General features: G+C 67.7%; 11 protein-coding genes and 1 pseudogene. 9 read left to right on the top strand and 3 right to left on the bottom strand.

Annotation, left to right across the window (positions count from 1 at the left end):
- Positions 1-415 precede the first annotated feature (415 nt).
- From NBZ85_RS20900 to NBZ85_RS20890, 3 genes and pseudogenes are all read left to right on the top strand, one after another.
- Complete coding sequence (locus NBZ85_RS20900; protein WP_261558604.1) at positions 416-670, top strand: type II toxin-antitoxin system RelE/ParE family toxin; 255 nt, start codon at positions 416-418, stop codon at positions 668-670.
- A 962-nt stretch (positions 671-1,632) separates the two neighbouring features.
- Positions 1,633-1,800, top strand: a pseudogene (locus tag NBZ85_RS20895) (transposase); the annotation flags it as partial.
- A gap of 573 nt (positions 1,801-2,373) precedes the next feature.
- The gene (locus tag NBZ85_RS20890; protein ID WP_261558606.1) at positions 2,374-3,642 is read left to right on the top strand and encodes an ATP-binding protein; all 1,269 of its coding nucleotides are present in this window, start codon (positions 2,374-2,376) and stop codon (positions 3,640-3,642) included.
- A gap of 533 nt (positions 3,643-4,175) precedes the next feature.
- Here the strand turns inward: NBZ85_RS20890 and NBZ85_RS20885 are convergent.
- The gene (locus NBZ85_RS20885; protein ID WP_261558608.1) at positions 4,176-5,126 is read right to left on the bottom strand and encodes a LysR family transcriptional regulator; all 951 of its coding nucleotides are present in this window, start codon (positions 5,124-5,126) and stop codon (positions 4,176-4,178) included.
- Positions 5,127-5,291: 165 nt separating this feature from the next.
- Here NBZ85_RS20885 and NBZ85_RS20880 point away from each other — a divergent pair, with 165 nt between their 5' ends.
- The 4 genes from NBZ85_RS20880 (at position 5,292) to NBZ85_RS20865 (ending at position 7,625) form a co-directional block, all read left to right on the top strand.
- The gene (locus tag NBZ85_RS20880; RefSeq protein WP_261558611.1) at positions 5,292-6,035 is read left to right on the top strand and encodes a glucose 1-dehydrogenase; all 744 of its coding nucleotides are present in this window, start codon (positions 5,292-5,294) and stop codon (positions 6,033-6,035) included.
- 124 nt (positions 6,036-6,159) lie between these two features.
- Positions 6,160-6,615: a hypothetical protein gene (locus tag NBZ85_RS20875; protein WP_261558612.1), complete on the top strand. Its 456-nt coding sequence runs from the start codon at positions 6,160-6,162 to the stop codon at positions 6,613-6,615.
- Positions 6,616-6,645: 30 nt separating this feature from the next.
- A complete protein-coding gene (locus NBZ85_RS20870) occupies positions 6,646-7,092 on the top strand; it encodes a hypothetical protein (RefSeq protein WP_261562445.1) in 447 nt (148 codons plus the stop codon).
- Positions 7,089-7,625, top strand: a complete 537-nt coding sequence (locus NBZ85_RS20865; protein WP_261562444.1) for a hypothetical protein — start codon at positions 7,089-7,091, stop codon at positions 7,623-7,625. Before NBZ85_RS20870 ends, NBZ85_RS20865 begins: the two co-directional genes overlap by 4 nt.
- Positions 7,626-7,883: 258 nt before the next feature.
- Here the strand turns inward: NBZ85_RS20865 and NBZ85_RS20860 are convergent, their stop codons facing one another.
- Positions 7,884-8,684, bottom strand: a complete 801-nt coding sequence (locus NBZ85_RS20860) for an alpha/beta fold hydrolase (RefSeq protein WP_261558623.1) — start codon at positions 8,682-8,684, stop codon at positions 7,884-7,886.
- A gap of 88 nt (positions 8,685-8,772) precedes the next feature.
- Entirely contained in the window at positions 8,773-9,342 is a 570-nt protein-coding gene (locus NBZ85_RS20855; protein WP_261558618.1) for a TetR/AcrR family transcriptional regulator, read from the bottom strand.
- Between the two features lie 118 nt (positions 9,343-9,460).
- Here NBZ85_RS20855 and NBZ85_RS20850 point away from each other — a divergent pair, with 118 nt between their 5' ends.
- Together NBZ85_RS20850 and NBZ85_RS20845 are read left to right on the top strand one after the other, a co-directional pair.
- The gene (locus NBZ85_RS20850; RefSeq protein WP_261562443.1) at positions 9,461-9,844 is read left to right on the top strand and encodes a type II toxin-antitoxin system RelE/ParE family toxin; all 384 of its coding nucleotides are present in this window, start codon (positions 9,461-9,463) and stop codon (positions 9,842-9,844) included.
- The gene (locus tag NBZ85_RS20845) at positions 9,841-10,176 is read left to right on the top strand and encodes an XRE family transcriptional regulator (RefSeq protein WP_261558622.1); all 336 of its coding nucleotides are present in this window, start codon (positions 9,841-9,843) and stop codon (positions 10,174-10,176) included. The genes NBZ85_RS20850 and NBZ85_RS20845 overlap by 4 nt, the downstream gene beginning before the upstream one ends.
- Positions 10,177-10,500 lie beyond the last annotated feature (324 nt).

Here is a 10,500-nt window from a genome sequence, read left to right as displayed (position 1 = left end):
CCGCCATCACCGGCACCCGCCTGGATCAACCAACCCGCGCAGGTCCCGACCCAACCAGACACCCCGACGGAACCATCCCCTCAGTAATTTCTACAAGACCTTGTCTCGAACAGGTTGACAGGTTCCGCGCTCGTCGCGCCCGCAGCCGGTCTGTCGGTCGTCGCCCTCTTGCTCGGCAGCCGGCAACTCGCTGTGAACGGCGGGCCGGCGGAGGTGCTGCGTTCGGCGCGGAGGCTGTCCACCAGCGGTCGAGGCCGAGCCGAAGCCCGCGCAGCGGGGGCACCCCCAGCCGCGTGATGACTGCCTCCGAACCACGCGGCCGGGCGGGCGCGTGGGCGGCCTCACGACACTGACCGTGCTGGCAGGGGTTGAGGTCCCGGCGCAACGGCAATAACGTGATCGTTATCATGGTTGCATGTTCTGGGAGGTCGTGGTCCACCCTGGTGCAGTCGACGAGTTGGCCAAGCTCCCCGCCAACGAGCGCACGGCGATCGACAACGCCCTCGACAAGCTGCGAGAACGCGGTACGGATCTTCCGTTCCCACACACCAGTGCCGTCGTGGACGCCGACCACCTGTGGAAGCTACGTCCCCGAGGTGGCGACAGCCCGTGGCGTGGACCGTGCTCACCGCCCTCTCCTACGCTGGGCTGTTGGTCGAACAGCTACTAGCGCGCCGCACAGTGGGTGATCGACCGGCCGACGTCATTGTCGAGGGCGAGCAGGATCTTGCGCTACTACGGCTCAGGTCCCGTCGCTTGCCGGGTGCGCGGATCTACGCGATGAGGCAGGCCCACGGATCGCACGGCGGGATCGACGAGCTTCTCCGCATCCTGCCCGCAGGCACGACCGTGGAACCGGTTGAGGTCGGGCAAGCGAAGGAACACTGACTGCTCGCTGGGCGCGGGGCGGACGCATCGACCCCGTGCCCGGCAGGGAAGGGTCGCACGGGCAGGCAGAACAGCATCGTGCTCGGCGGGGCGGCGATCGGCGCTTTTGTAAGCAAAGCAGGTCGGCTGGTGGCCATCTGGGATCGAGATAATGCAAGCGCTGTTTCTCGGGCAGCTTGGCGAGCGGCCGGGAACCCAACTCGTTTCGCGGTCACCTGCGCTCACACTTCAGAGCCCAATGTTCGTAAGCTACGTGATCCCCTGAAGGTTCGGGGGATGGTTGGTCATCGGAAGTCGAGAGTCGAGGAAGTGGAATTCGAGACGGTAGGTGACGGACCGGGTGGGTGGGCCTGCCTCCCTTCGGGCGGGACCTCCCCCTTTGCGGCCATCGACGCCGGCCATTGGTCCGTTTTGAAAGACCTCACCAGACCGGGTAGGGCGGTCGGCGACACGACCACAGCGTCTCAGCTATGGGTAGAGAGCCGGTTCGTACAATGCCAGGGCTTCTGGATCGACTGGTTGCGACGGCGACTTTCGGTGCTGAATTTATTCGGGGTCCGAGACCAGGTGCCAATGGCGGTCATGCGGGCGTTGCCAGCTGATCGCCGTGCTGATCGGGCGAGGCCTGGCGGTCTCGCCGATCGGGGTGCACCAGGCCTCCCGCCTGCGCCAACTACCCGCCACGATCTCAGTCGGTAAGTGGCGGTATGATCTCATGCCTAACGGTCTTCGCCGTCGGGGGAATATTTCTGCGATCCGCATTCGCCATGACAGCGGGGGTCGAACGAGAACACGAATGGGCTGCTGCGCCAGTATTTCCCGAAGGGCACCGACCTGTCGTTGCGTACTCAGGACGAGCTTGATAAGGTGGTCGAACAGCTGAACGGAAGGCTGCGGCAGGCGTTGGGCTGAGCGAAGCCGGTTGAAGTCTTCAATGATTTGCTGGCGAAGCATGCGTCGCTATGACCGCTTGAATCCGCCCCCCTTCAACCACGGTCCAGCGTCACGCTTCATATCCACCTTCTCCGGATCGGTCTCACGAGATCCGCCGGTCACCGAGACTTGTCCAGCCGTCGCATCGAGGGAACGGGTGGGCCTTGGCCGTGCCTGAAGCCGGGAGCGCGGGTCGACGAGATGGTCGACGATGGATGTGGGTGGTCGCCGCCACCGCCGCGGCCGGGGCGGTGCTGGCGGTGGTGGGGATCTGGCACCTGCCGGCTCGGATGTACCCGGCCCCTGCTCGCCGAGGTCGCCCAGAAGCCAACTCCCGCGGCGCCGAGCAGCTACGAGCCGACTGCTGGGCGGGTGGCGACCGGAGACTCGTGCGCCGACGGTCACATCCCCGTTATCGCCAGGGACAGCCACGACCGCGCGGCTCAGGGCGGCGCCTGTCATGCCCACCTCCGCCAGCGGGTATCGGCGCATGGAAGGCTGCCATCCATGCGATTGGAAGACTAGACATGCTGCGATTGGTAGAGTAGCTGGGTGGTCGACTATCGACGCCGCATCATCGACGACACGCTGGACGAGATCCAGCCGCACCTTCGCGCCCTGTCGATCCATGGCCCGAAGGGGGTTGGCAAGACCGCCACTGCGATGCAGCGTGCTGCATCGGTCATTGATCTCAGCCTGGCAGGCCAACGTGAGATTGTCTCGGCGGACCCCTCGATACTGACCAGCTTGCCAGGCCCGGTCCTGGTGGACGAGTGGCAGAGGCTGCCCGAGGTCTGGGACCACGTGCGGCGCGCGGTCGACGCCGGCTCGCCGGCTGGCCATTTCATCATCGCCGGCAGTTCGGCTCCCCGGGGCGCCGTGGTCCACTCGGGCGCAGGGCGGATCGTCCCGATGCGGATGCGTCCTCTGAGCGTCGCGGAGCGCGGCCTCGAGACACCGACGGTGAGCCTGGCCGCACTCCTCAACGGGAACCGCGACATCAGCGGAACCACCAAGCTCCGGCTGACGGACTACGTCGAGGAGATCACCGCGTCAGGCTTCCCCGCCATCCGCGGTCTGCCACCACGCGTACGCCGGGCGGAGCTGGACGCGTACCTGGACAATGTCGTGCAGCGGGAGTTCCCCGAGCAGGGCTACCCAGTCCGCCGGCCGGCCGTCCTACGGACCTGGCTGTCCGCCTATGCCGCGGCGACCTCGACGACGACGGCCTATTCGAAGATTCTGGACGCAGCCACCGGCGGGCTGGCGAACAAGCCGGCGAAGGAGACCACGCTCGCTTATCGCGACGCGTTGTCGTCCTTGTGGCTGCTGGACACAACAGCACCTTGGATCCCAGGTCGCAACCACTTCGACCGGCTCGCCCAGTCCTCCAAACACCACCTGGCAGACCCCGCCCTGGCCGCCCGGCTGCTCGGGCTCGATGGCTCCGCGCTCCTGCGCGCCGAACAGGGCAGCGCGGGCCTGTCGGAAGGCACGATCCTCGGAGCGCTTTTCGAGCATCTTGCCGCGCTGAGCATGCACACCTACGCCGAGGCGACCGAAGCCCGAGTGGGCCACCTGCGCACCCGTAACAACGACCATGAAGTGGATCTGATCGTCCAGCGTGCGGACGGCCGGGTGCTGGGCATCGAGGTCAAACTAGCTGACCGCGTCGAGGACGACGACGTCAGGCATCTCCGATGGCTTCGCGACCGGATCGGGAATGACCTGATCGACGCCGTCGTCCTCTACGCGGGCGAGCGCGCGTACCGTCGGCGCGACGAGATCGCCGCTGTCCCGCTGGCACTGATCGGCCCATGACCGCCCCATCGTCTGGCCGCGACGATGGCCGGCCGGCGAGGTAACCCGATGGCGGCCGGGCGCGTCCGACGATAGATTTTGCAGGTCAGATAGCCCGCTACGGAGCGTGGTGGACCGCGTGTACCAGTATGCGAACCAATTAATCTTGGTAGCAGGCCCCGAAATTGCCGTCCGTCCGGTTGCCATGCGGGTTCCGACCAGGGGCGACGCCCGGATCGCCGAGATCCACGCCCTCGTCGACTCCGGCCGCCTCGCGCCGGCTCGACCTCGCGGCCTGGCTCGGGCTGGCTCGGGCTGGACGACCGTGAACGCGCTCGATCTCCACGAACACGTTAGATCGGCCGTCGTCGACAGCCCGGCCGATCGTCGGCGGGACCCGACCGGAAGCCGGGACGGACCGCGCCGACTGCGCATCAACGGCCACACGGCGAAGCGCGTTCTATCCCCTCAGTATGCCGAGCCCGAGTCCCGAAAGGGCGACCTGTGGATGGTCCGCCATGACGGCCGACCTCGCTCCACTCCCACATGCGACCTCAAAGCCTTACTCCCAGGCGTGGACGGCGCCCGATACTGCCCTTGAGGTGGATTTGAGCGCATTCACGGAAGGCGGCGACCAGAGGATTATGCTCATTGGAGCGGGTGGCAAGCACGATCTGGCACGGGTCGATGCCCGTAATGGGAATGATGGCGAGGTCGCCGCGTAGAGTGCTGCGTCGGTCGCCGGCGGGCAGGATGGCGATGGAGTGGCCGCCAGCGACAAGTTCGAGCTTGTCCTCGAAGCTGTCGTCGACGCCGGGACCGGCCGGTGCCGGGCGGCCGTCGGGGCGTGCTTCACGGGACCGGGGCACGCCCCAGATCGCGGCGGTGCTGGTGCAGGCGACGAACTCCTCGTCGGCGAGGTCGTCGAGGGTAACAGACTCCATGCCTGCCAGGCGGTGGGAAACCGGTATGACGAGTACCCGCGGCTCGTCGTAGAGGACGGTCACGCGCAGATGGTCTGTCGCGAACGGGAGTGGCAGGCGGGCGACGAGCGCGTCCACCCGCCGCTCCGGGAGAGCGTGGGTGTCCTTCCAGCTCAGATGGCGGGTACGGACCTGAGCGTCAGGGTTGCGGCGAAGCAGCTCCCGCACCGCCGGGGTGACGATCAGGTCCTCGACATACCCGATCGCGATCGCACGGGCAGGTGAGGCAGCGCGTGCGGTGAGCGCCGCCTGGTGAGCCGCGTGGAGAAGCGCCTGCGCCTGCGGCAGGAACGCGCGGCCCGCCTCGGTGAGCCGGCTGCCCTGTGGGGTGCGGTCAAGCAGGCGCACGCCCAACTGGTCCTCCAAGCGCCGGATCTGCCGACTGAGTGACGGTTGCGCGAGGTGCAGCGCGGTGGCTGCCCGGCCGAAGTTCAGGTGCTCCGCCACGACCGTGAAGTACCGCACCAACCGCAGGTCCAGGTCGAGATCGGACCCTGCGGGGGGCAGGGCAGCGTCGGGCACATGGCGAGCCTACCCGTCATGCGCCAGGCGCATGACGACGTACGGGACAGGTCTTGGACTGTCGCCTTGTTTTGTTCTTGACTCGAAACCATCCACTCCGGCGCCGAAGTACGCCGCGAAGAGAACCAGCCCCGAGTTATCGAGAAACACCTGAGGACGGCCACTATGGGAAAGTACGACGACAAGAACATCGTGATCACGGGCGGTAGCAGCGGCCTCGGTCTCGCGACGGCGAAGCTGCTGGTGGAAAACGGGGCGCGTGTTCTGATCACCGGGCGCGCCCAGGCCACTCTCGAATTCGCCCGCGAGCAGCTCGGAGAAAATGCCGTGGCCGTCCGAAGCGATACGGCTTCACTTTCCGACATAGACGATCTTGCCGACCGCGCAAAGGCCGAGTTCGGCACGCTCGACGCCCTGTTCGTGAACGCCGGCGTCACCCGGTTCGTACCCTTTGAGTCGATGTCCGTGGACGTGTACGACGAGCTGTTCACGATTAACGTCAAGGGTCCCTACTTCACCGTGCAGAAGCTCGCCCCGCTGCTGAGTTCGGGTGGCAGTGTCGTGCTCACCACCTCGGTCGCGAACGTCCTCGGCCTGCCGGGGATCAGTGCCTACGCGGCCAGCAAGGCGGCCCTGCGCTCCATGACCCGTAGTCTCGCCCGCGAGCTGCTCCCGCGGAAGATCCGCGTGAACGCGGTCAGTCCCGGTCCCATCGACACCGGCATCCTGGACAGGTCGCTGCCGAAGGAGGCTGCCGAGCAGACCAAGGCACAGATGACCGCGGACAACCCCATGCAGCGTTTCGGCGACCCCGACGAGGTCGCCAGGGCAGTTGCGTTCCTCGCGTTTGAGGCCACCTACACCACCGGCGCCGAGATCGCCGTGGATGGAGGCGGCTCTCAACTCTGACCTAGATTCGCCAGTAGTGGCTGATATTGGGGGATGGACCCTGACGAGAGGCACCCGCCGGGTGAACCGACTACGCAGATCGAAGACGCCCGCGAAACGGGCCCCGCGGGTGCGGGTCGGGCCGGTGGACCAGTCGCTGACGGGGATGGCGGGGTTGGCCGCGGTCACCGAGCTGGTTGAGCGGCTTGGGGTGGTCGAGGCGTTCGACGAGCGGATGGGTCCGGTCAAGCAGCGGGCGCGGGGACTGGCCGGTGGGCAGCTGCTGGTCGGGATGGCCACGGCGCAGCTGGCTGGGCAGGCGACGCGGTCGGGGTTGGACCGGCTGTGTCTCGACGCCGCGGGTGGGGTGTTGGCGGCGGTGCCGTTCGCGCCGTCGTGGACCGCGGCGAGGCTGGCAGGCCGATTCGACCCGGCGCGCACCCCCGAGATCGAGGCGACGGTCGGGGTACTGGCCGATCGTTGGCTGGCTCGGCTGCCCGGCCAGCGCCGTTCGGAGCTGGTCCGGGGCCGGCCGACGATCGATCTGGACTCCAGCGATGTGGAGGTCTACGGCCGGGGCAAGCAAGGCGTCGCCTATTGAGGTGCTGCCCGTTCCACGGACACGCGATAGGTGGACCAGCGTCCCCGGAAGATCGCTGTGAACGTGGTGCGTGATGCGGTCTATCGGGTGTTCGGGTATCGGCCGTTGACGGAGCGGTCCACGGTCTACCTGGATCTCCTGCCGGAGGTTCCGGTGGGGTTGGACGGGCGGCCGGCCGGTGGATGGCCGCGGGGTGGGTCGTGCGCGGAGCTGCTCGCGGTGCTGGCCGACGGCCGTGACGGCGGTGTCCGGCCGGCGCATCTGCGGTTGCTGGCTGAGCTGGCGATCGTCGGGCGTAGTCAGGCGCAGGTCGCCGCGCGGGTGGGGATCAGCGATCGCGGGGTGCGTCTGCGCCGGGACGCGGCCGTCCGTGCGCTGCAAGCCGCGATCCTGCCCATGCCCCGCCAGGCCCCTGCGGAGGGCACCGCCGGGCCTGCGGCGCCTGCCGTGGCCGTGTCCGGGCGCAGGTCGGCATGATCAATCCAAGTGAGCCGGCTGGCGGGCTTCTGGTGAATCCCAAGGTGCTGCTGCTCCTCGTCGCGATGATGCCGCTGGCAGGTGGGGTGTGGGTGGGCGCGCAGATCGCGGCGTTGCTGTTCGGTGGGCATGAGCCGATGTCGGTCGGGCTGGGTTCGGCGTTGGTGGCGGTGCCGCTTCTCGCCCTGCATCCGGGGGATCCGGCGCTGGCCTGGCCCGAGGACCAGGCGTTTCTGCTACCGGGGCCGACGGCGTACTGGGTCGCCACCGCGATGCCGATCACCGTGGCGCTTCTGCTGGGCGCGGTGCTGTTCTGGCTGTTGCAGGGTGAGGTCGGGGTGGCCCGTCGGCGTCGGATGGGGCTGAATCCGGAGGCGCGGTTCGCCCGGCTGTGGGAGATCGCGCCAATGTGGGTGCGCCAGCCGGTGGGCGGCCGGGTGATCCTCGGCCGGGCCGCCGCAAACGGCCTGGTCAGAGGTGGTGGACCATGTGTACCAGCATCCGAACCGGTTGATCTTAGTTGCTGGCCCTGAAATCACCATCCGCCCGGTCGCCACACGGGCTCTAACCAGGGACGATGCGAGGGGACCCCGCCTACCGGAACATCATCTACTGGATCGAACCAATGTTCCGTAGGCCTGACTGTTTCGGACACTTCTACCCGTCTGATCGCAGTGATCGTCGGTGTCGTGGTCGCGTTGACGGATCTGGAGGCCCGGGGCCTGGGACAGTGTTTCCAGGCTCCGGGCCTCGCTCATCCCCGCTCCAAACCCACCCTCCTGACATCACCCTCAGTGCTCCTCGAGCAGTGCCCTCAATGCGTGAGCGAACTGTGCCGGCCGCTCGACGGGGCCGAGGTGACCTCCGGGAAGTTCGGTCAGGGGTTGGCCGAGCCGGGTGGCGAGTGCCGCGGCGGCCCGGTACGGTAGTTGGCCGCGGGAGTCGATGCCGGCGACGGAGACGAGGCGTGGAGACGCCGCGTCGAGTGCGGTCAGGTCGATTTCGTGGGTGGTGAAGGGGACCAGGATGTGCTCGAGGAACAGCGGCTGGAGGTCGGCGAGGCGGGTGAACAGCTCCAGCAGTTCTGGGGTCGGGGGTTCGGGCTGCGTGTCGGCGTAGCCGTCGAGCCAGTCGCCGGGGTGGTGCAGCTTTGCGGGGCTGGCGTCGGTGCCGGGAATCGTCATGGCGGCGGTCATGAACCGTGCCGCCGCGGCCGGGCCGTCGGTCCGCGCGGCCGCCCGGACCGCTTCGAACGCGATCCGATGGCGCGTGACGTCCGGTAGGAGGACGGTCACCGGTGGCTCGTGGACGACCGCGAGCCGGACGTGCTCGGGGTGGCGGGCCAGAAGTTCGAGTGTGGTGATGGCGCCGGAGCTGAAGGCGAACACGGTCGGTGGCTCGTCGAAGAGCTTCTCGATCAGGGCGAGGGTGTCCTCGGCGTGGACCTTCGGGTGCTGTTCCTCCTCGATGGTGTCGGCTCGCGTCGCTGACGCGACGCGGCTGGACATCGCGACGACGCGGTAGTGGCCGGTCAGATGTGCGGCGAGGCGGTCGAGGACACCGGCGTGGCCGGCGCCGCCGGGCATGAGCAGCAGCGGTGGGCCGTCGTCGCCGCGCTGGTCGTAGTCGATGGTGGTGCCGTTGACGGTGAGCGTCGCGGTAGGGATGGTCTTCTCCCGTCTAGATCTTCGACCAGTTGGTCAGGGTGTGGTGGAGGGTCTCGACCGCTCGCCGCCACGAGGTTTCGAGGCTGTGGTCGGCGGTGAAGCCGCCGGTGGCCTCCAGGTCGCTGAAGCCGTGCAGGGTGCTGCGTAGCAGCCGGACGGCGTCGGTGGCGTCCGGTTCGGACAGGTCGTAGCCGCGCAGGAGCGCGTAGCAGACGTCGACGATGCGTGCGGTGCTGCCCGATTCGGCGAGTCGCTCGGGCGAGACCGGGTGCCGGGTGGCGGCGTAGCGGCCGGGATGGCCGGTGGCCAGGGTCCGGTAGGCGTCGGCGAAGGCGCTGAGGGCGGTGTGGCCGGATCGTCCGGCGATGGCTGCGCCGAGCGTGTCGGCCCATTCGCCGAGCGCGAGCATCGCCACGCGCTCCCGCAGGTCGGCGAGCCCCCGGATGTGGGTGTAAAGGCTGGCGTCGCGGACGCCGAAGCGCTTGGCAAGCGCCGACAGCGTCAGATGGTCGAAGCCGATCTCGTCGGCCAGGTCGGCGGCTGCGGACACCAGGGCATCCGGAGTGAGCCTCTCACGGGACACGAGCTTCCTAACCTCCCTAGGGTGAATCCTAATATGCTTAAGGGCCGCGAGTCCTGCGACCAGGGAAGGTTCACCGGCGAAAGCGGGTGCGCTCATAACGAATTTGTTATGCTGCGGCATGGCCCGGTGGACGCTGGTGGTGCACCCCGACGTACGGGAGTGGCTGCACGAGCTACGCAAGACCGATCGCGTGAGCGCGGCGCTGGTCGGTCGGGCGATCCAGCACGTCGTCGGCGGCCGCGGCCCAGACGAGGGCCGCCCGCTCGTCGACCGGATCAAGGGAAGCAAGCTGCACCATCTGAAGGAGTTGCGTCCAGCCAGCACCGGCGAGACCGAGATCAGAATTCTGTTCCTGTTCGACACCGTCCGACAGATGGTGCTCCTGGTCGCCGGAGACAAGTCCGGCAACTGGCGGGGGTGGTACGAGGTGGCGATCCCGCTCGCCGAGGCACGCTACGTCGAACATCTGGTAGCGCTGGAAGAGGAGGTTGATCGACGATGAGCAGACGAACCGCCGCCGGCTGGCACACCTACGAGGACACCAGCGAACTACTCGCTGAACTTGACCTCAACGACGCCGACATGACTCGGGCACGTGAGGTCACCGAAGATCACATCCGGGCGTGGCATCTCGCCCAGGTCCGTGCCGAGCAGGACCGCACCCAGTCCGACCTCGCCGCCGCGATGGGAGTCTCCCAGCCGCGCGTCTCCGCCCTCGAACGGGGCGAACTCGACAGCGTCACCCTCTCTACCCTGCGTGCATACGTCAGTGCCCTCGGCGGCAAGCTCCGCATCGTCGCAGACTTCGGCGATCGGGAGTACCGCCTGACCTAACGCCAACGACCAGTAGCGTCGCGCAAGGGTCGGTAACCGTCGCCGATCTGGGGCAGGTGACGGTTCGCGCGTCCGGCGGCCGAGCTGTCTTGTCCTGGCCGGCATGTCGGCCAACAAAGCCGCAGCCCTACCTGCCAGGATGAGATGAGCCTTGTCCAGGCGGGGGCGGTTCGCATGGCTGCAACATGGCCGTCCAGCCGGGGCTCGAACCAGCTGTCGACGCCCTGACCAGCACCATTCCATGGTGCTGGATCTCAAAGCGATAGATCGCGAACCGCATTCGCCCAGGTCAGAAGCATGATCAGAAAATGGGTGGGGCGGGTG

The sequence above is a fragment of the Frankia tisae genome (assembly GCF_025403405.1).
Classification (GTDB): Bacteria; Actinomycetota; Actinomycetes; order Frankiales; family Frankiaceae; genus Frankia; species Frankia tisai.
Note: the sequence above shows the minus strand (reverse complement) of the source record. Positions and strands in the feature narration are given on the sequence as shown.

Bases quoted from the DNA above. Each gene is read 5' to 3' on its own strand.
- NBZ85_RS20880 (WP_261558611.1), top strand. From the start codon at position 5,292: ATGGGAAAGTACGACGACAAGAACATCGTGATCACGGGCGGTAGCAGC.
- NBZ85_RS20845 (WP_261558622.1), top strand. From the start codon at position 9,841: ATGAGCAGACGAACCGCCGCCGGCTGGCACACCTACGAGGACACCAGC.
- NBZ85_RS20865 (WP_261562444.1), top strand. From the start codon at position 7,089: ATGATCAATCCAAGTGAGCCGGCTGGCGGGCTTCTGGTGAATCCCAAG.
- NBZ85_RS20850 (WP_261562443.1), top strand. From the start codon at position 9,461: ATGGCCCGGTGGACGCTGGTGGTGCACCCCGACGTACGGGAGTGGCTG.
- NBZ85_RS20900 (WP_261558604.1), top strand. From the start codon at position 416: ATGTTCTGGGAGGTCGTGGTCCACCCTGGTGCAGTCGACGAGTTGGCC.